The following is a 20,231-nucleotide window of genomic DNA, read 5'->3' on the forward strand; positions in this document are numbered from 1 at the left end:
AAATAGGTAATCCATTGAAATGTAAAGTGTTAAAAATTAATTAAAAAGTAGTACTTTATGTACTGTAAATTTAATCGACAAAATTAGTTAACTAAATACTATTAATTAACTTAAATTATCCGTAATCAAAACCTCTCTCATTAATCTGTGATGGTCATTATGATTAAATTCATTACCATAAATATCTAATATCATATGTTGTGAATATTGTAATTTATCACCAGAAAGAGTCATCTTTTTTTGCAATGATTTTGTTGATGCCTTTGTTTGTAAAAATGCAGATTCGGTAATTGGCCAATTAGGACAATTTAAACGAGCTTCAACTTCAAATACAGTTGAGCGTTTTGTGATTGCTTTACCGCCAGCAAGCACAGAAAGCCCTCGGGGTATGGTCAAAGAGTTGATAACATTCTCAGTACCTTGCTCCCATAACCAGTAACCCACTTCACGATGAATGATTTTTCCCGTCGAGCTTCTTTGTACTAACTGAGTGTATTGTACTGCGCTCAACGTTTGTTCTTCGGCATTAGATGTTTCACCTGCTTCTATAAAAACAAGCGTTTCAAAGTAGTCATTAAGTTCTGTAGACCCATCTGCTTCGGGGGATTTATCTTTACCTTTATTGCCTTTCCATGTACCAATTAACCCAGCTAATGGTCCGTAATCGATTGGGTCTTGCTCCTGCATATTGTTGCCTTTTATTATTAATAATTTTTTGTGGGGAAGGTTTTGAGCAGAATTATATATAAATATCAGGAGCTTTAGTAGAAATTACTACTTTAGTGTAGTGGCAGAATGAATGACTGGTAAGCAGTTATTTAACACTAACTACTTACCACCAATTCAATTACCCATTGATGGTTTGTCTTCTTTTTTGATAAGCACTGATAACCAACTCAATAGCTGACAATAAGATGAGGGTATAACCTAAGGTTTCTGTGCCCTCTTCTACAATATTTTTAACGATACGGACATATTGTTCGCCCATCACAGCCTGCCAAAATGAACCTCGTCCCATTAGTCGTGAAAACGCTACAAGCGTAATAAACCCAGATAAGAACACACCATAACTTGGCAGAGTAGTGTAGGCTTTTAAAGCCTTATATATCTGTGATAACTGACCTCGTAATGAACATATTAACGCGATGAAAATCATACATACCAAGATCTGCCAAGCACCATCAAATACATGATGATCCAATAACGAGTCAGACTCTCTAACAAACATCATCGCTAATAACGCAGCTAATATTTTACCAATAATATTTGATGCATTATCTAACTTAGCTGCCCATAGAAACAACATACAACTACTGAAAGTTAATAGGTCTTGAAGATGTTCAGTCAATGTATGTTCGCTATATTGAGCATGAGTATGAAGTTGGTAACCTTCCATATCGATCAATATTGCCACTACAGAAACAACGATTAAATAGAGTAAAGCGCGAAGTAAAAACATAAATAGGGTCTGCCATGATGATTTTCATCTCACATATTTAATGAGATGAATGAGTTAAAAATTGATTTCGTATAGCTCAAAAGCCTATTAACGATCTCAACAGCACAAATTTATAAATTACACTTTTAAAATACCAATCATGTTCAATAACGTCTCTATCACGTAAGGAGTTAACCTAAGTTAAGATAGTTAAGTGGTAGAATACAATTGTATAAACAAGCAATCTTCAGAGATAACTTTAATAGTAAATTACTCTTTTTCTAATAAGATTGCCCTGAACCTATGAGGGGAAACTCTTAACGTTGCGACTTTATCAACACCATTAATGACTTAATCTACATTCATTGAATATAGATTAGTGGTTTAATGTTTTTGACAAGTGTTTTACTGAAATAGAATTAATTTATTAATGATGAAAGAATGGTTTTATATTCTTTAATTCTCATCAAGTTAAACTCATTAATCCTTTAATGATGATTTAATACCGCTATGCTAACTATATTAAATAATAGAAGTTGCTTGCTTTATAAAGCCTAATTAATAAAGCGCGAGATTATAACAAGAGAGAAAAAGTAATAAAGCTATTTTAACAAAGTAATAACATTATTCTTTGTAAAGAATAATAAGCAGAAACCTTGGATGGAAATGCCTAAAGCTACCCCAGAGTAGAGGTAGCTTAGAATAGATTAATGTTGCTTTAAAGCTCGCTTAACAAAGGCTTTAGTTCGTTCATTTTCAGGATTAGAAAATATCTGTTGAGGTGTGCCCTGCTCTACAATGTAACCATCTTCCATAAAGATCACTCGGTCCGCGACCTCTTTAGCAAATTGCATTTCGTGGGTCACCACAATCATGGTTTGTTTCTCGAAAGCTAATTGTTTCATCACCGCTAATACTTCATCAACCCATTCTGGATCTAACGCTGACGTTGGCTCATCAAATAAGATGACTTCACCTTTTGCTGCCATTGCACGTGCAATACCAACACGTTGTTGTTGTCCACCCGATAACTGTGAAGGATAAGCATTAAGTTTTTCGGCTAAACCTACTTTTACTAAAATAGTTTCAGCTGTTGATAATGCTTGCTGCTTAGGAACCTTCCAAACAGTAATCAAACTTTCGGCTACATTTTGTAATGCCGTTTTGTTTGCAAATAAAGAATAATTTTGAAATACAAAACTACTTTGTTTACGTAATGCAGTAACATCTTTGGCTTTATGATCCACCGCGTCGATACTCGCCGGCCCAATAGTGATTATACCTGTAGTCGGTGTTTCCAGATAATTTAGGCAACGTAGTAATGTAGATTTACCCGTCCCTGATGGGCCGATAATCACTACAATTTCACCTTTAGCAACTTCAAAGTTTATCTCTTTGAGCACGGCTAAATCACCAAATTTTTTACCTAATTTAGACACGTTGATCATAATTAATAAGCCTTATTAAGTCTGTATTCTAATAAATGTTGAATACGCGTGAAGAAGATAACGACTACCCAGTAAATCACTGCAACAGCTAAGAAACTTTCAAAAAATTTAAAGCTAGAAGAGGCTTCCATTTGCGCTTTTGCCATAATTTCAGCGACACCAAGAGTGAAGGCTAAAGAGGTACTTTTAATCATATCGATAAAGTAATTCATTAAAGATGGGGTCGCTACACGTGATGCTTGAGGTAATATAACGCGTTTCATAGCCTGTAAGCGTGTCATACCAATACTAAGACAGGCTTCCATTTGCGATTTATCAATGCCTAAGATAGCTGCTCGAATACTTTCTGCCATGTATGCAGAGAAATGTAATGACAGACCAATAATAGCGGCAGTAAATGCATCCATACCGACAAAGATAGGCATGAACTGTGGAAAACCATAATACAGAAGAAATAACTGTACTAATAAAGGTGTACCACGAAAAAATGAAATATAAAGTGACGCAAGGTGTTGAATAAAAGCAATTTTAAATACTCGCACTAGCGCTAAACCAAGCGCGAGTATTAATGCAAATAAGAACCCCCAAAGTGCCATTTCCATTGTTACCCCAAGATACTTAAGTAAAATGGGCATTAATTCAATTATGTATTGAAGATCAAAAGAACTTTGCATAAAAACGACTCTTTAAGGATTAATATTATTGTGTAATGTCTGTACCGAACCACTTATTAGAAATCTCAGCTAATTTACCGTCAGCGCGCATTGATGCTAAAGCAGTATTAACTTGATCACGAATAGCTAATTGAGATGGTTTGTTTAAGAATGGCATCGCATTTTTAATTTCTTCAAATGGGTGACCAGCTAATTGTAATGGTAAACCCGCTTCTTTAATTAATTGAACTGAAGATACGCGATCCATCACAAATGCATCAGCACGACCTAAAGCAACATCTTGCTCGATACCTGTATCGTAAGTCACGATATTGATTTCGTTGTTAATATCGTATTTACGCAGTACTTCTTCAAAGTTACTACCTAGGTTAACAGCTACTTTTTTACCTTTAAGGTCTTCGATACCTTGAATATCATCGCGGCCTTTACGAACTGTAACCTGAACACCGTCAATCACGTAAGGTGTTGAGAATGCATATTTAGCAGTACGTGCTTCAGTAATAGTGATTTGGTTAGAGATAGTATCGATATGACCTGCTTCTAACATACCAAATAAACCAGAAAAACTTGCTGTTACATATTCAACTTTGTAATCTGAACGTTTTGCAATTTCATTCCATACATCAACTTCAAAGCCTTGTAGTTTATCTTGCTTAGAGAATGTGAATGGGAAGTAACGACCAGACATACCTACTTTCACAGTTTCTTGTGCAAATGCAGGAACAGTTAATAAACTACTTGCTGCTACGAAAGCAATCAGCGCCTTTTTAAAAAATAATTTCATAGTAATCCCTATATAGGTGGTGTTTCCAATATGCTAATTAAGATCCATCTATTTTCAGTAGCAAGACAATTATCTTTAACAACTAAAAATTACCTTTAATTACCGTTATTGGGTTAGCTATAGTAAAAGTGTCATTAAACCTATCTATTATTGTTTAATGAGATAATTATTATTCCAATAATCAAACTAGCGATATTAATAGAAAGCGAGTTAAACCTTTAATAACCGACTATCTAACTTTTATACCTAGACAGTTTGTTACTATTAACACAATCTTTGTTTATTAATTGAACTAAATGATTATTTGTCAGAAAAACAGCCAAATTCTACCGTAAAATCAATATTAAAATCATCAAAATAATTGATTCTAAAGCAAAACACAGCCATTCAACTGGAAATGTGTTGCGAATAGTAAACTACTCTTGCACCCCTGTCGTTTAAGATTTTATAACTTAATGTTATATAATAGAGAGTTAGCCCTGCTCTGCTAGAGAATAGAACAATTTATCAGCACTTAGCCAATAGCAATATAATCTGCATGATTTTTTATACGTGAGATCCAAGCCAAAATCGCCGGATAACCATTTAAATTAAAGCCGCCTTCATAGGCCACGTGCGTATAAGCAAACAAACAAATATCAGCAATACTAAAATCATCGCCGACTAAATAGGGATAATCTTGCAACCTTACTTCCATCACGCCTAAAGCTTTATTACCGCCCGCTTGTTTACCCGCTAACTCCTCAAGTCGGTCTGCTGGGCTGCCTAGGTATTTATGAATAAAACGTGCTACGGCAATGTACGGCTCATGGCTATATTGTTCAAAGAACATCCATTGCATGCAAATTGCTTGTTGATATTGAGTTTCAGGAAACAATTCACTTTGTTGTGCTAAATAATAAAGAATAGCGTTGGATTCAGATAAAAATTGTTGATCTTCGGTGACGAGTAACGGGATCTTTGCGTTGGGGTTCATGGCTAAAAAGCTATCTGTACGGGTTTCCCCTTTTAAAATATCAACCTCAACCCAATCATGCGGTATCTGTAATAAAGCACATAATAATTTCACTTTATAACAATTACCTGACAGGCTATCTCCGTATATGGTTATTGGCATACTCTATCCTTAGGGTACTGTAGTACCGCACAATGACACAAATCATAAATGAGCGTAGCTCTCCTGACCTTATCCTGGTAAAGAAAACACTAACAATAATGGATTACTCCAAGCATGGCGACAAAGCCTAAAATAAACACGATGACAGCACTGTATGTTAATAATGCTTTAAGATCAAAATCCCCGTTACTTTACACTCATTCTGCGAACTTTTTTAATGGCTTAAAACTATTCAAACAAGCCACCAGCAGATAATTTTATTAGCCTATGCACAGGCTTTGTAATAAATAGAAAGTTCAAAGACAATTAGGATAATAAATAAAATAGGCGCTTTCTCACATTATCATAAGTATCAATAGATTAAATACTAAACTATGCGTTAAGAAACAATAAAACTGCACTGATTGAGGTAACTTATAGGCCTATTTTGAGTAAAGGGATAATGTTGTGACAACTAATAATATGCCATTAGGACGCCGTATTAATACTTTATGTTTTTTATTATACTGCATTACCTTGGTTATTAGTCTCCACACACTATGGCAAACCAGTTACCAGTCATTACAAATCAGCAACCAGCAACAATTAGAGCGCTTTAAACGTCACTTAGATAGCCAACTTGGACACTACGCGTTTATTCCGCAGTTATTATCGGCACAGGATGTCATCTTTAACGCGTTTCAATACCCAAATAATCCATCTGTCATAGATAACATCAATAAACATCTGCAATCTATAAATAACATCGTCACTGCGTCAGACACTTACTTACTTGATAAACATGGGACTACTATTGCAGCCAGTAATTGGCAAAAAGAGACTACTTTTATCGGCAACAATTTCGACTTTCGTCCCTATTTCCAAGATGCAATACAAGGGCAGCGTGCGCAGTACTTTGCGTTAGGGTCTCGTTCAGGAAAACGAGGATACTATTTTTCCTATCCAATTAAGAATGAACAACAGGTGATTGGGGTTATCGTGGTCAAGATGGATCTGTCTTTAATTGAAAAGGATTGGATAGGCAAAGAGCAGGATTTTTTGGTTACCGATAACGATGGCATCGTATTTATTTCATCAAGAGCAGATTGGCTATTTCATAGTTTAAAACCTTTATCGAAACAACAGGTCAGAGCCATCAATAATGAAAAACGTTACTTACAGCGCCCGATACCATCTTTACCACCTATTTATGGTGCATTAGATAAGCAAGCAAGTTTACTTACTTTAGCGAATAAACGCCCTTTCTCTAATTATTACTTATCCTTGTTCACTGTCTCTGAAGATAAGCAATGGACAGTAAGAGTCTTTGCGCCGATTGTCCCTATTATTATCGAACTATTAATTTTAACCTTAATAATCACCTTGCTTTATTTACTCATCTATCTCTCTTTAATCATGGTTAAACAACAATTACATCGCCACCAAGAACAAGTGCGTTTAGAAGCGAAAGCAAAACAAACCTTAGAAATGACGGTATTAGAAAGAACGTCTGCGTTACAGGCGGAAATCGAAGAAAGACATAAAGCGGAAACAGCTTTACGCTCAACTCAAAAAGAGCTTATACAATCAGCCAAACTCGCAGTATTAGGACAACTATCCACCAGCATAAGTCATGAATTAAATAACCCTCTCTCAGCCATTCGCAGTTATGCTGATAACGCCATTGTTTATTTGGACAGAGACAAACTAGATAATGTTCATGAAAATTTAACGCGTATCACTTCCTTAACCGAACGTATGGCCAAAATTAGTGCACAACTTAAATCTTTTGCGAGAAAATCCGATGGAGAATTACAAGTAGTCGCGTTACAGCCGGTAATTTTAGCGGCACAAGAGTTACTTAAAGCGCAATTTAAAAGTCAACAAGTTGAATTGACATTAGATATGCCAACCACCTTCATTGAAGTTAAAGCTGACGCTATCCAACTAGAGCAAATTATTATCAACCTACTCTCTAATGCTTTGCAATCCATGCAAGGTAGTCAGCAAAAACAAATAAAAGTAAGGCTTAGCTATAACGAAAATGAAGCGATCATCAAAGTACTGGATAAAGGTACAGGCATAGATAAAAACCACTTAGCACAGCTTTTTGAACCTTTTTTTACCACCAAAAAAACAGGATTAGGGTTAGGGCTTTCTATTTCACAACAAATTATTAATAACATGCAAGGTAAATTAACTGCCCAAAATAGACAAGAGCAAGGCGCTGAGTTCACCATTAGCCTGCCAATCTATCTGTCCCTTAAAACAGTTAATGAAAGCAGCAGTAAGGAGCACGCTCAATGATATTTTTTATTGATGATGAAGAGGATATGCGCATCGCTCATCAACAAAGCTTTGCTTTAGCAGATATACAAGCACAATGTTTTGCTGACGCAGAATCCGCGTTAGTGGCAATGCAAAGCCACTCTCCCTTAATGATCATCTCCGATATTCGTTTACCTGGGATCACAGGTCTACAACTGTTAAATACAATACAGCAAAAAGACGCCGACTTACCCATTGTGTTAATTACCGGTCATGGTGATATCTCTATGGCAGTAGAAGCAATCAGAAATGGCGCTTATGATTTCATAGAAAAACCCTTTGCTTCAGATAGGTTAATAGAGATTACCCGTAAAGCCATTGAAAAAAGACAGTTAACCCTGGAAAACCGTGAATTAAAAAGGGCCCTACAAAGTAAAGATATATTAGGCCCTAGGATCATAGGCAATACACCAAGTATTGTTGCTTTAAAGCAGATGATCTGCCGAGTTGCTGATAGTCATGCGGATATTTTACTTTATGGTGAAACGGGGACAGGCAAAGAGTTAGTCGCGCGATCATTACACGAACAAAGCCAACGCAGTGAGCATAACTTTGTTGCAGTAAATTGTGGGGCAGTACCTGAAAACTTAATTGAGAGTGAGCTATATGGCCATGAAAAAGGCGCTTTTACCGGCGCAGAATCGCAACGCATAGGTAAATTCGAATATGCACAGGGAGGCACTCTATTTCTTGATGAGATTGAGTCTATGCCGATGCAAGCACAAGTTAGGTTGTTAAGAGTATTACAAGAGCGTACTTTAGAAAGAGTCGGCTCTAATAAAGCCATAGACTTAGATATCAGGATCATAGCAGCAACAAAAGTAGATTTAAAAGAAACCGAACATTTTCGACAAGATCTCTATTATCGCTTAAACATGGTCACTTTAGACTTACCGCCATTACGCCAACGTAAGGAAGATATTGCTCCACTGTTTCATCATTTCTTACTCGTCGCAGCAGCACGTTATGGAAAAGCAGCACCCGCGCTCCCCGCTGATTCGTTACAAGCCTTAATCAGTCATGATTGGCCTGGCAATGTCAGAGAATTAAGAAATGCCGCAGAGCGATTCATCTTATTAGGAAGTTTATCAGATTTGAATCAAGCCAATAATAACATTAACGCTGGCTTAAGTTTGTCTGAACAAGTTGAGGTATTTGAAAAGACCTTAATAGAGCAAGCCTTAAGTATCAATAATGGCTGTATTAAAGACACCATGGAAGCACTTACCTTACCGCGTAAAACCTTATACGATAAAATGCAAAAACATGGCTTACAAAAGCAGAACTTTAAAAGTGAGGAGTAGAGTGAAATAGCGAGGAGTAAGAGGCAGTTACTTATTCTAATTACTTTTGTTAAATACAAAAATGCTGGAGTCATTAGCTCCAGCATTTATTAACCACCAATATTAAAATAGACTTACTACACCCACTCAATAAGGTCTATTTAATAAAAAACTAGCTACTTAGTGATCACTTCTGGCCCCATCATCAAATTAGGTAACCAAGTAGAGACAGCAGGAATGTAAGTCACTATCATCAAGAAGATAAACATCACCCCAACTAGCGGTAGAGAAGCTTTAACCACTTTCATCATAGATAGTTTAGCCACACCCGCAGTCACAAATAGATTCAAGCCAACAGGTGGCGTGATCATCCCTATCTCCATATTCACCACCATCATGATCCCAAGGTGAATTGGATCAATCCCTAATGCAATAGCAATAGGAAACACTAATGGTGCCACGATAATTAACAGACCTGAAGGCTCCATGAATTGCCCACCAACTAATAACAGTAGATTAACCACTATTAAAAACTCAATCGGCCCAAGTCCTGCTGATAGCATAGACTCTGTGATCATTTGAGGAATACGCTCTTCCGTCAATACATGTTTAAGAATCAACGCATTGGCAACGATAAACATTAACATAATAGTTAATTTACCGGCTTCGTATAACGTCTTACGGGTATCTTCATGACAAAAGACATGCATCGCTTTTAACAAATAGGGTTTCGCTTTTTTATGCTCAGGCTCTTTGTCCGATAAAGGTCCCATATCTTTATATACAAAGTTAGAAATCACAAAGGCGTACACCGCTGCCACAGCAGCTGCTTCAGTAGGTGTGAATACACCGCCATAGATACCACCGAGAATAATAACAATTAATAGTAATCCCCAGCCTGCGCCTTTAGCTGCATTAAACACTTCTCCCCACCCAACAAAAGGTTGTGCTGGAATTTTTTTGTATCGAGCATAAAGGTAGATGGCAAACATTAGCATTAAACCCGCTAATAAACCTGGTATAACTCCACCCAAGAACATACGCCCTACAGACACATCGGTAGCGGCTGCATAGACCACCATGACAATAGACGGTGGAATAAGAATCCCCAACGTACCGGCATTACAAATTACACCTGCGGCAAACTCTTTGGTATAACCATTCTTTACCATACCAGCAATCACAATCCCACCAATGGCCACAACCGTCGCAGGAGAAGAACCTGACAAGGCAGCAAACATCATACATGCCACCACAGACGCCATCGCCAGACCGCCACGTAATGAGCCAACCAGTGCAATTGCAAAACGAATAATACGTTTAGCCACCCCTCCCGTTGCCATAAAGCTAGAGGCGAGTATAAAAAACGGAATAGCTAATAAAGTGTAATGACCGGTAAAGGCATTAAGCAGTGTTTGCGCAATAGAAGCTAGTGACGCATCGGAATGAATCAACAGAAAGACAATACTAGAAGCACCTAAGGAGATAGCAATAGGCACACCGATCACCATCAATATGATCACCATAATAAATAGCATTAACATCGCCATTAGCTTTTCTCCTGTTTAACGTCCGTATCATGCAAAGCATCTATTTTTTCTTCAGCTTCATGGCTCGCAATCATGCGGTCCGTAGTATTAGTCATAATTTGCCATGCAATTTGTAAAAACCTAAACGTCATTAATGCCATTGATAGTGGTAATGCAAAATATGGAATGAATCGAGGTAATCTTTCGTAGCGCTCGCCTTCATTAAACCAATCAGATAAAAACTGCAGTAACTCAGGCATTGGTATATCTTCCGTTTCATACCAAGCACGGTCAGTAATAAAGGGGACCCAATAATTCCAAGAGCCAATCAATAAAGCGATAGAAAAGAACAAGCAAGTAGCAACTGCCAATAATGCACACCCCTTTTTCAAACCTGTAGGCACCAGATTAATCACCACATCCACACCAATATGAGAATGCTTTTTAACGCCATAGGAAGCACCCACCAGAACCATCCAGGCAAACATAAATACAGTTAACTCTAAGGCCCATAAGATGTTGTCGTTAAACACATAACGGACAATCACATTAGCAAAGGTCAGTAAGGTCATTACCCCTAAAAATGCAGCGATTAATGTCTCTTCAATATGGTCGGTGATTTTCCCTATACGGGTAAACAGTGTATTGGCCATTAACAACTCCTTCTTTAATGACAATCTTAGGAAAGCGGCACTCTTACTGTTGACATGAATAAGAGTGCCCAATTTACAGGTTATTTATTATTAGAGGCCTGTGCAGCTTCAATTAAGTCGCTACCAATATCCTTTTCAAACTTCTTCCAAACCGGTTTCAAAGCTGTCACCCATTGTTGGCGTTGATCAGGGGTTAAACTGCGTACCACACCACCAGCTTTAATAATGTTTTGTTTATTCAATTCATTAACGGCTGTTGACTCACTGTTACGTGTTTCTGTAACTTCTTGTAAAATAGTCGCTAGCTGATTACGCATATCATCTGGTAGTCCATCCCACCAATCGCCAGAAGTCACTACTAAGTAATCTAAGATGCCATGGTTACTTTCAGTTACCCCATCTTGAACTTCAAAGAACTTTTTACCGTAGGTGTTTGACCATGTGTTTTCTTGACCATCAATAACTTTAGTTTGTAGACCACCGTACACCTCTTTAAAAGACATCTTTTGAGGGTTTGCACCTAGTTGTTCAAATTGAGCCACTAATACATCAGAGGCTTGTACACGGAATTTAAGTCCCTTAGCATCTCCAGGCACTAGTAAAGGCTTATTTGCAGACAATTGCTTCATACCGTTATGCCAGAACTCTAACCCTTTTAAACCACGGCGATTCATGGCATTTTTTAATTTATCTCCTGCATCAGAGTTTTGGAAACGATCCACGGCAGCCACATCATCAAACAGGAAAGGCAGATCAAAAATACGGTATTTCTTGGTGATTTTTTCAAATTTAGATAAAGATGGTGCAGCTAACTGCACATCTCCGTTTAACAAGGCTTCTAACACTTGGTTATCATCATATAAAGTAGAGTTTGGAAACACTTGCATACACGCCTTACCATTCATCTCTTCATTAACACGTTTTTCTAATAATGAAGCAGCAACGCCTTTGGGGTGTTTATCTGCATTGGTAACATGACTAAACTTAATAACCATTTCACCTGGGTCACAGTTTGCATAAGCTTGAGTACCTGACAGCAAAGCTGCGCTACAAAGAGAAATTACAGTAATTTTTTTAAACATGTGAAGCTCCTATATCCATATGATGCGCATCACTGCGCGGGTTTTGCTTATGACCGAACCGATCACAAATATTTTTAACATCAAACAGATATAGCAAAGCACAAGCCAACATTTAAAATAAACGATGGACTCAGTATTGACGGTAGCTAGAAGGAAGTGAGTAGGTTTGAAATTACAGCAACCTAAATATAATGGGTGGGATTTCACCCATTATATTTAGGTTAATGAGTCAGAACCCACCATTATTAATGTGTTGAAAAATAGAAGAAGAGTTTAGGCAATAAAAAAGGCCACCGAAGTGACCTTTTAAATAAGATTGGAAATCTGTATTAACCTTTACGTTGTTGACGTCTTATGCCAACTAATCCCATTAACCCCATCGCAAACACTGCTAACGTAGTTGGCTCAGGCACTGAGGTGGTTGACGCAGTAAAATCAATATTACTGATTGCACCCGACCCATATAGATTAATCTCTATCGAAGAAACATCTGCCACATCAAAGTACAAACGGTCCCAGGTATTATCGCCACCTGTATTTGGTGTAAAGAACTCACCGATATTTAACTCTAAACCATTAACGTCATATAAATGGATGGCGGTATTAGTATTTGTTTCAGTGTATTCAACATCAAAGAAATCGATACTATTTAAAATAACACTTTCAGAGAAGTCGATAGTGAAATACCCTGCAGGACGACTACCTTCATCATCAGGGTTACTACAGGTGAATGCATCACAAGACTTTGGTTTTTCGTGAATAATTAATATATTACCTGGGTTAGATACTCCTAGGCTTGGGTTGTTTACATTAGTAAAAGGCGACTCTAAATCTGGGTCAGCGGTATTATCTAATGTGCTATCAAATACAACGGCTAGATTTGATTTGTTTCGGTCAACATTAACACCATCAAAAGTGACACCATAAGTTGACAAATACTCATCATCAACACGTGTGCCGTTGTCTAAATCATCAAATGTAATAGTGGTAGCCGAAGCTAATGGCGCTATCACAGCAGATGCTAGTATCATCCAATGTTTAACAATCATCGTTACTCCTTAACGAATTTATAGTTCCATACAAGATAAAGTTGTTCATTCTTTGTTTAACACTTAATTATAGACACATTACTGTAATAAGCTTATATACCATTAGTAATAATTATTGAGGTAAAGGTGATTATTTATCACATTTACGCATACAATCGTTTCGCTTTTAATAAAGCACCAAACACTACCGAGCTAAACGCATCAGCAACATTAATAGTGACCTCAGGATAACGCTCTTTCAGCGCGCTTTGTATTAAAGGAGAAAGTCCCATACCACCGGTTAAATAAATAATTTCAGGGGCTTTACCTGCTTCTGTAATAGCCTCATCAATCATTACAAACATCTTATCCAGCCAATTAACCATAGTTTCAGAGACTTCCTGACGTTCGATGTTTAACTGCAAAGTACTTTCAATAAACGAAAGCGATAACTCAGTTTGTGGTTTATCACTCAAATTTATTTTTGCAGACTCAATAGCGTGCATTAATTGGTGGGTTAAACGTTGTTTTTGAACTCGCTGTAATCGCATTAATGGTAAAGGGTCTTCACTTTCAAAAATGTACTCGGATATCAACTTAGCGCGTGCAGGTGAGTAAAATTCGCCCATTAACGGAATGTTATCGATATCGTAAACACCGGAGAACAACATATTAGGAATCGCTCTTCCCGTATCAGTTCTTCCACCACGACCAAACAATGGCGAAACAATCCCTGCGGCTAAGGCTTTATCAGACACAATACCACCTTGTCTGATCCCTTTTGTTGCAAAAATATCTGCATCTCTATCTAGATTATTGGCTTTATCCTGACTCAGTTCACAGAAGGTAACATCAGATGTACCACCGCCTAAATCCACCACCATAGCATCTGTTGCTTTTTTAATGTTTTGTTCAAAGTGATATGCAGCAGCTAAAGGTTCGTGGATAAAGTCTACTTCAGTAAAACCAACTTTATGCGCTGCACGTAACATTAATGCTTCTGCTTGTTGGTTACCTAACTCACCCATAGTGGAATGGTAGTTAACAGGACGTGCGATCACCGCTTTAGTGATCTGTTTTGACAATTGCTTTTCTGCGCACTGTTTCAAGTAAGAGAGGAAACGCACTACTAAGGTTTCAAAACTATCTAGCAGGCGCTTTGGAATTTTCGCCCCTAGGAAGTTTTTAGGGCTATTCACATAGCGCCCTTCATGGGGTGTTTCTAAAAAAGCTTTAAAACCTTGCTCTCCAAAAAGGATCTCACCAGCGGCTAACATATCATTCAGTGTTTGCTCATTGGCTTTAGCATCATGGCTATCAGCGCCTGACTCATCATGCGCTAAATAGATAGCAGAACGTATTTTGTATGGGTTATCACTGTTTTCATCAACGACAATGAGAGTCGGTAAATTATCAACTAGTGCAGCAACCGCACAGTTACTTGTTCCAAAGTCGATTCCAATAAAATCAGCGCTCATAACATTTCCTAAATACAAAAAATAAAGGAGCGAGATATTACCCGATCCAATAATAAATACCTAGGTGATGACAGTTAAAAAAACATAAACAGTCACTGTTAGCTTAATTAGCACGCAACAATCAGGAACAAAGCCTAAAACAAAAATTAGCAACAAAAAACCAAACGAAAAAGACAAGTAACTTATTCTTTATAGGTAACGCCCCTATTTAGTGCATAACACTATTTTTGTTGTGCGATGGTGCAAAATAAATAGCTAAAAGATGAATCTAAAATACCGAATAAAGGTTAACTTATTGATATTTATATAAATTTAAAACATGGCACTCATCGTGCTATGTTTTACCAAGAACAACCTTGTTAATTAAATGTTAAAATGGATTTTAATGGAGGTAATAGCAATGGATGCGTTAACCAATTCTCACCCTAATCTGACTGTGTTATTAATTGAAGACAGGCCTAACGACCAGTCTGAATTGAAACATCACCTCATCCACCTCAATTATACTATTTCTTTACACATTGATACCCAACAAGCTATTTCATCAACTTGCACTGATACCGTCGCAGACATCATGGTGATCAATACACACACACCTAGTGACCGTATTTTAAAAGAGCTCACCAACATCGATAAATTAACACCATTACCTGTGTTAGTTTTTGCCAAACAAGATGCAAGAGAGATGATTCAATCGACATTAAAAGCCGGAGTAAGCGCTTATATAGTTGGTGAAATACAAGAAAGTCGATTGACTTGCCTGATTGATGTAGCAATAGAACGTTTCAAACAACGCCAATCTTTAATTGCAGAGCTTAAGAAAACTAAAGCACAATTGGCCGATAGAAAAACAGTGGAGAAAGCCAAAGGTTACATCATGCAAGAGAAGCAAGTAACCGAACAACAAGCTTTTACCTTATTACGTAACATGGCAATGAATAATGGACAATCATTAGCCACTGTTGCAAAAAGTGTTATTGAAGTGACTGAGTTACTTGAACACAAGGTGAAATAATATTTAAACATTACCTGTAAGCTTTTTTATCAATGGCGATAAAAGCTGACTACACAAGGTAAATAGAAATACCCATTACTACCAATAATAGTAAAGGCTATCAACGCATAAACAATGACGTTTATGTTTGAAAGAGCAACGGCGCTCATTAATTACCTAATTTATTAGGTGATTGGTGGGCGCTTTTTTTTTGCATAAAAAACGACTATACAATAAAAGGATTTTTATAATGAGTTGGATTAAACCAGTCAAGTTTGTCGCTAAAAAGCTAGCATTGAGCATCGCTATTTCGGCAACCGTTATCTCTTATTCTCACGCTGATAAAATTGGCTACCCAGAAAAAGAGGAACTTAAATTTGGTTTTATTAAATTAACCGATATGGCTCCCATAGCAATCGCTTACGAAAATGGTTACTTCGAAGATGAAGGACTGTACGTAACAATAGAAGCGCAAGCAAACTGGAAAGTATTATTAAACGGTTTAATTGATGGCAGTTTAGACGGCGCACATATGCTGGCTGGTCAACCAATTGCAGCAACCATGGGCTTTGGTACTAAAGCACATATTATCACCCCTTTCTCAATGGATTTAAATGGTAATGCAATCACCGTCTCTAATGAGATTTGGGATAAGATGAAACCCAACATTCCAAAACAAGCCGATGGTAAACCAGTCCACCCTATTAAAGCTGATGCATTAAAACCCGTTGTTGAATCATATAAAGCCGAGGGTAAACCCTTTAACCTAGGTATGGTATTCCCGGTTTCAACTCATAACTATGAATTACGATACTGGCTAGCTGCTGGTGGCATACACCCAGGATTTTACGCACCACATAAAGGGGATACTAGCGGACATATTGATGGCGATGCGATCTTATCAGTAACACCACCACCACAAATGCCATCTACCTTAGAAGCTGGCACGATTTATGGTTACTGTGTAGGTGAACCTTGGAACCAACAAGCCGTATTTAAAGGGATTGGTGTGCCAGTGGTGACCGATTACGAAATTTGGAAAAATAACCCAGAAAAAGTATTTGGTTTAACAGCTGAGTTTGCAGAAAAATACCCTAATACGACTATCCGTTTAACCCGCGCCTTAATCCGTGCAGCAATGTGGTTAGATGAAAATGACAATGCTAACCGCCCAGCTGCGGTGAAGATCTTGTCACAATCTAACTACGTGGGTGCTGATTATGAAGTGATTGCAAATAGTATGACGGGAACCTTTGAATATGAAAAAGGTGACAAACGTGACGTGCCTGACTTCAACGTATTCTTTAGACACAATGCAACCTACCCATACTACTCAGATGCAATTTGGTACTTAACACAAATGCGTCGTTGGGGACAAATTTCAGAACAAAAATCAGATGAATGGTATAAGGATTTAGCGAAAAAAGTATATCGCCCTGACATTTATCAAGTTGCAGCACAATCATTGATTGATGAAAAAGTAGCTGATGCAAAAGACTTCCCTGACTTTGCCACTGAAACAGGTTACCGAGCACCACAACAACACTTTATTGATGATTTAGTGTATGACGGTAATACACCAAACGCTTACATTGATGCATTTGAAATTGGGCTTAAAAAGAGCGACAAACTTTAATTTAAACCCGGTCTTCAAATTAACTATTTAACCTTAATGGGTTAAGTAGATATCACTTAGGCTCCACTTTCACAGTGCGAGCCTAAGCATAAAGCGTTAAACAAGGAACAGTTAACATGACGACTAGCTCAGTAAGTAGCAAATCAGCAATTTCATCGGCAACAAACGTGAAAATTCAAAAGTTTGTTAAAAGTACAACCCGAATACTCGCCCTACCATTGTTAGGCATTATGGTATTTTTATTGTTATGGAGTATCGCCGCTAAAAATATACATACGTCTTTGGGTGAATTCCCAGGACCCAATGCGGTATTTAACCAATTTAGCTCACTCTACGATGAACACACCGCCGAACGAGAAAAAGCTGATAAATTTTACGAGCGTCAAGAGATTCGTAATGCCAAACGAGTAGAAGACGATCCAACCTACGTCCCTAAAATCAGAAAATACACAGGTAAAGAGACTTTTGTCGATCAAATATTTACCAGCTTAATTACCGTAACCAGTGGCTTTTTACTGGCAGCTATTATTGCCATTCCACTCGGTATCGCAATGGGATTAAGTAAAAACCTAAACGCCGCCATCAACCCTATTATTCAGATATTTAAACCCGTTTCACCATTAGCCTGGTTGCCACTGGTGACTATGGTAGTAAGTGCGCTATATGTATCAAGCGATCCATTAGTCTCTAAATCATTTGTTAACTCACTACTCACAGTAACCCTATGTAGCCTTTGGCCTATGGTCATTAACACATCAATTGGTGTTTCTTCATTAGACCAAGACTTAAAAAATGTAAGTCGAGTGTTACGTTTACCAATTTTAACTCATATCCGTAAAATCGTATTACCAGCGTCGGTACCGATGATCTTCACCGGTATGCGTTTATCTTTTGGTGTGGCATGGATGGTATTAATCGCCGCAGAAATGCTTGCGCAAAATCCAGGTTTAGGAAAATTTGTATGGGATGAATTCCAAAACGGAAGTTCAGATTCATTAGCGCGCATTATGGCCGCCGTGATCGTGATTGGTTTCATCGGTTTTATCCTAGATAGAGGCATGTTACAGCTACAACGCTTTGCATCTTGGGATAAATCAGCAACAACAGTTTAATAATCGTTGCTTAACACTAGCAACATTAGAAATTAAGGAATAAAAATGAGCACATTACTTGATATAAGCCATATCGATATGGTTTTCCCAACACCAACGGGCGGTTTTACAGCCCTAAAGGATGTTGATTTAAAGATTAAAAAAGGTGAGTTCGTTTCATTAATTGGCCACTCAGGCTGTGGTAAATCAACGGTATTAAATGTGGTTGCAGGACTTTATCAAGCAACCACAGGTGGTGTTATTTTAGGTGGTAGAGAAGTCACAGAGCCAGGCCCTGAACGCGCCGTTGTTTTTCAAAACCATTCATTATTACCTTGGTTAACAGCCTACCAGAATGTTGAACTCGCCGTTGAGCAAGTATTTGGCTCTAAAATGGGTAAAGTAGAAAAGAAAGAATGGATTGAGCATAACCTCAAGTTAGTGCATATGGATCATGCCATGTACAAACGCCCTAATGAAATTTCAGGTGGTATGAAACAACGTGTAGGTATTGCTCGCGCATTAGCTATGCAACCGGAAGTGTTACTAATGGATGAACCATTTGGTGCATTGGATGCATTAACACGAGCACACATGCAAGATTCATTGATGGAAATTCAAAATGAATTAAATAACACCGTGATTATGATCACCCATGATGTGGACGAAGCGGTATTATTATCCGATAGAATTGTGATGATGACTAATGGACCGAGTGCAACGGTAGGTGAAATATTAGAAGTAAACTTAGAGCGTCCTCGTGATCGTTTGAGTCTGTCTAAAGACCCACACTATAATCGTTTACGATCAGATGTATTAACTTTCTTGTATGAAAAACAACGTAAGGTTGAAACAATCAAAAGTAAAACCGTGGCCAGTTCGACACAAAGTAAAACCGCTTAACTAACACCGCTTAACTAACACCACTTAGTTACTTTATTAATCATAAATATATCAGAGGGCTTAACAGCCCTCTTTTTGCATCAACAGATGATTATTACCTCAGATCACCTTACATACAGAGCAATAGAGATAAAGTGGCTAATTGAACCCATTAAAACAAACAAATGCCAAATACCGTGTGCATGACGCAGCTTTTTAAGGTTATCTAATACATAGAAAATCACCCCCAAGGTATAAGCTAGCCCCCCCACTGTTAACCAAATAATGCCACCACCTGGGATCACCTGCATTAAGGATGAATACTTAAAGACACAAACCCATCCCATGGCGAGGTAAATTAAGATCTGTAACCACTCAATGCGTTTTTTAATAGCTACATCCATGATTAAACCAAAGATCGCCAGCCCCCATACAATGGATAACATTAATAAACCATCGTCTCCCTGCAAAGACAACAACATATAAGGGGTATAAGTGCCCGCAATCAGCAAATAGATACAAACATGATCTAAGGTTTGGAATATCTTTTTAAGATTAGCGGGTTGCAGACTGTGATACAGGGTGGACATGGTATAAAGCAACACCAGTGTTGCTCCAAACACACTAAAGCCAACAATAATGCGCCAATGTTCCTGCTGTAATGCAATAGTTAACAAGGCCCCTAAACCCACTAAAGCTAATATAGCGCCAATTAGATGAGTAATACTATTAAACTTCTCGCCGTAATACATTAAAGTCTCCTGTACTTTCAACTAATAAGATGATTTATTAACAATAAATGCCATA

General features: G+C 37.7%; 18 protein-coding genes. 6 read left to right on the forward strand and 12 right to left on the reverse strand.

Annotated features, from left to right (window positions below):
- Window positions 1–105: 105 nt before the first annotated feature.
- From DS885_RS14995 to DS885_RS15020, 6 genes are all read right to left on the reverse strand, one after another.
- Window positions 106–687, reverse strand: coding sequence for a heme-binding beta-barrel domain-containing protein (locus DS885_RS14995; protein ID WP_113820221.1), 582 nt, complete (start codon window positions 685–687; stop codon window positions 106–108).
- Window positions 688–847: 160 nt separating this feature from the next.
- Window positions 848–1,459, reverse strand: coding sequence for a hypothetical protein (locus DS885_RS15000; RefSeq protein WP_113820222.1), 612 nt, complete (start codon window positions 1,457–1,459; stop codon window positions 848–850).
- Between the two features lie 686 nt (window positions 1,460–2,145).
- A complete protein-coding gene (locus DS885_RS15005) occupies window positions 2,146–2,886 on the reverse strand; it encodes an amino acid ABC transporter ATP-binding protein (protein ID WP_113820223.1) in 741 nt (246 codons plus the stop codon).
- A gap of 2 nt (window positions 2,887–2,888) precedes the next feature.
- Entirely contained in the window at window positions 2,889–3,560 is a 672-nt protein-coding gene (locus tag DS885_RS15010; protein WP_113820224.1) for an amino acid ABC transporter permease, read from the reverse strand.
- A gap of 25 nt (window positions 3,561–3,585) precedes the next feature.
- A complete protein-coding gene (locus DS885_RS15015) occupies window positions 3,586–4,344 on the reverse strand; it encodes an amino acid ABC transporter substrate-binding protein (protein ID WP_113820225.1) in 759 nt (252 codons plus the stop codon).
- A gap of 514 nt (window positions 4,345–4,858) precedes the next feature.
- A complete protein-coding gene (locus tag DS885_RS15020) occupies window positions 4,859–5,455 on the reverse strand; it encodes a glutathione S-transferase family protein (protein WP_113820257.1) in 597 nt (198 codons plus the stop codon).
- A 453-nt stretch (window positions 5,456–5,908) separates the two neighbouring features.
- Here DS885_RS15020 and DS885_RS15025 point away from each other — a divergent pair, with 453 nt between their 5' ends.
- Window positions 5,909–7,747 carry a sensor histidine kinase gene (locus DS885_RS15025; protein ID WP_258546924.1) on the forward strand — a complete coding sequence of 613 codons (1,839 nt, stop codon included), beginning with the start codon at window positions 5,909–5,911 and terminating at the stop codon, window positions 7,745–7,747.
- Window positions 7,744–9,072: a sigma-54-dependent transcriptional regulator gene (locus DS885_RS15030; RefSeq protein WP_113820226.1), complete on the forward strand. Its 1,329-nt coding sequence runs from the start codon at window positions 7,744–7,746 to the stop codon at window positions 9,070–9,072. The genes DS885_RS15025 and DS885_RS15030 overlap by 4 nt, the downstream gene beginning before the upstream one ends.
- 155 nt (window positions 9,073–9,227) lie before the next feature.
- On the opposite strand, the gene DS885_RS15035 is transcribed toward DS885_RS15030, so the two are convergent.
- From DS885_RS15035 to yegD, 5 genes are all read right to left on the reverse strand, one after another.
- Window positions 9,228–10,601, reverse strand: coding sequence for a TRAP transporter large permease (locus DS885_RS15035; RefSeq protein WP_113820227.1), 1,374 nt, complete (start codon window positions 10,599–10,601; stop codon window positions 9,228–9,230).
- On the reverse strand, window positions 10,601–11,233 hold the full coding sequence (locus DS885_RS15040) for a TRAP transporter small permease (protein WP_113820228.1): 633 nt from the start codon (window positions 11,231–11,233) through the stop codon (window positions 10,601–10,603). The genes DS885_RS15035 and DS885_RS15040 overlap by 1 nt, the downstream gene beginning before the upstream one ends.
- Window positions 11,234–11,313: 80 nt before the next feature.
- On the reverse strand, window positions 11,314–12,315 hold the full coding sequence (locus tag DS885_RS15045) for a DctP family TRAP transporter solute-binding subunit (protein ID WP_113820229.1): 1,002 nt from the start codon (window positions 12,313–12,315) through the stop codon (window positions 11,314–11,316).
- 329 nt (window positions 12,316–12,644) lie between these two features.
- Window positions 12,645–13,364, reverse strand: a complete 720-nt coding sequence (locus DS885_RS15050) for a PEP-CTERM sorting domain-containing protein (RefSeq protein ID WP_113820230.1) — start codon at window positions 13,362–13,364, stop codon at window positions 12,645–12,647.
- Between the two features lie 143 nt (window positions 13,365–13,507).
- Entirely contained in the window at window positions 13,508–14,821 is a 1,314-nt protein-coding gene (gene yegD, locus DS885_RS15055) for a molecular chaperone (RefSeq protein ID WP_113820231.1), read from the reverse strand.
- A 385-nt stretch (window positions 14,822–15,206) separates the two neighbouring features.
- Here yegD and DS885_RS15060 point away from each other — a divergent pair, with 385 nt between their 5' ends.
- The 4 genes from DS885_RS15060 to DS885_RS15075 all read left to right on the forward strand — a co-directional run bounded on the left by DS885_RS15060 (window position 15,207) and on the right by DS885_RS15075 (window position 19,445).
- Window positions 15,207–15,836 (forward strand): ANTAR domain-containing response regulator, encoded by a 630-nt coding sequence (locus DS885_RS15060; RefSeq protein ID WP_181817778.1) that lies wholly within the window; start codon window positions 15,207–15,209, stop codon window positions 15,834–15,836.
- Window positions 15,837–16,065: 229 nt separating this feature from the next.
- Complete coding sequence (locus tag DS885_RS15065; protein WP_113820233.1) at window positions 16,066–17,451, forward strand: CmpA/NrtA family ABC transporter substrate-binding protein; 1,386 nt, start codon at window positions 16,066–16,068, stop codon at window positions 17,449–17,451.
- 116 nt (window positions 17,452–17,567) lie between these two features.
- Complete coding sequence (locus tag DS885_RS15070; protein ID WP_113820234.1) at window positions 17,568–18,563, forward strand: ABC transporter permease; 996 nt, start codon at window positions 17,568–17,570, stop codon at window positions 18,561–18,563.
- A 45-nt stretch (window positions 18,564–18,608) separates the two neighbouring features.
- On the forward strand, window positions 18,609–19,445 hold the full coding sequence (locus DS885_RS15075; protein WP_113820235.1) for an ABC transporter ATP-binding protein: 837 nt from the start codon (window positions 18,609–18,611) through the stop codon (window positions 19,443–19,445).
- Window positions 19,446–19,549: 104 nt separating this feature from the next.
- Here the strand turns inward: DS885_RS15075 and trhA are convergent, their stop codons facing one another.
- Window positions 19,550–20,176: a PAQR family membrane homeostasis protein TrhA gene (gene trhA, locus DS885_RS15080; protein WP_113820236.1), complete on the reverse strand. Its 627-nt coding sequence runs from the start codon at window positions 20,174–20,176 to the stop codon at window positions 19,550–19,552.
- Between the last annotated feature and the right edge of the window lie 55 nt (window positions 20,177–20,231).

The organism is Psychromonas sp. B3M02, assembly GCF_003318165.1.
Taxonomy (GTDB): domain Bacteria; phylum Pseudomonadota; class Gammaproteobacteria; order Enterobacterales; family Psychromonadaceae; genus Psychromonas.

Coding starts and splice junctions, on each gene's coding strand:
- DS885_RS15060 (WP_181817778.1), top strand. CDS start 15,207: ATGGAGGTAATAGCAATGGATGCGTTAACCAATTCTCACCCTAATCTG.
- trhA (WP_113820236.1), bottom strand. CDS start 20,176: ATGTATTACGGCGAGAAGTTTAATAGTATTACTCATCTAATTGGCGCT.
- DS885_RS15070 (WP_113820234.1), top strand. CDS start 17,568: ATGACGACTAGCTCAGTAAGTAGCAAATCAGCAATTTCATCGGCAACA.
- DS885_RS15015 (WP_113820225.1), bottom strand. CDS start 4,344: ATGAAATTATTTTTTAAAAAGGCGCTGATTGCTTTCGTAGCAGCAAGT.
- yegD (WP_113820231.1), bottom strand. CDS start 14,821: ATGAGCGCTGATTTTATTGGAATCGACTTTGGAACAAGTAACTGTGCG.
- DS885_RS15010 (WP_113820224.1), bottom strand. CDS start 3,560: ATGCAAAGTTCTTTTGATCTTCAATACATAATTGAATTAATGCCCATT.
- DS885_RS15075 (WP_113820235.1), top strand. CDS start 18,609: ATGAGCACATTACTTGATATAAGCCATATCGATATGGTTTTCCCAACA.
- DS885_RS15050 (WP_113820230.1), bottom strand. CDS start 13,364: ATGATTGTTAAACATTGGATGATACTAGCATCTGCTGTGATAGCGCCA.
- DS885_RS15045 (WP_113820229.1), bottom strand. CDS start 12,315: ATGTTTAAAAAAATTACTGTAATTTCTCTTTGTAGCGCAGCTTTGCTG.
- DS885_RS15005 (WP_113820223.1), bottom strand. CDS start 2,886: ATGATCAACGTGTCTAAATTAGGTAAAAAATTTGGTGATTTAGCCGTG.
- DS885_RS15035 (WP_113820227.1), bottom strand. CDS start 10,601: ATGGCGATGTTAATGCTATTTATTATGGTGATCATATTGATGGTGATC.
- DS885_RS15000 (WP_113820222.1), bottom strand. CDS start 1,459: ATGTTTTTACTTCGCGCTTTACTCTATTTAATCGTTGTTTCTGTAGTG.
- DS885_RS15030 (WP_113820226.1), top strand. CDS start 7,744: ATGATATTTTTTATTGATGATGAAGAGGATATGCGCATCGCTCATCAA.
- DS885_RS15065 (WP_113820233.1), top strand. CDS start 16,066: ATGAGTTGGATTAAACCAGTCAAGTTTGTCGCTAAAAAGCTAGCATTG.
- DS885_RS15040 (WP_113820228.1), bottom strand. CDS start 11,233: ATGGCCAATACACTGTTTACCCGTATAGGGAAAATCACCGACCATATT.
- DS885_RS14995 (WP_113820221.1), bottom strand. CDS start 687: ATGCAGGAGCAAGACCCAATCGATTACGGACCATTAGCTGGGTTAATT.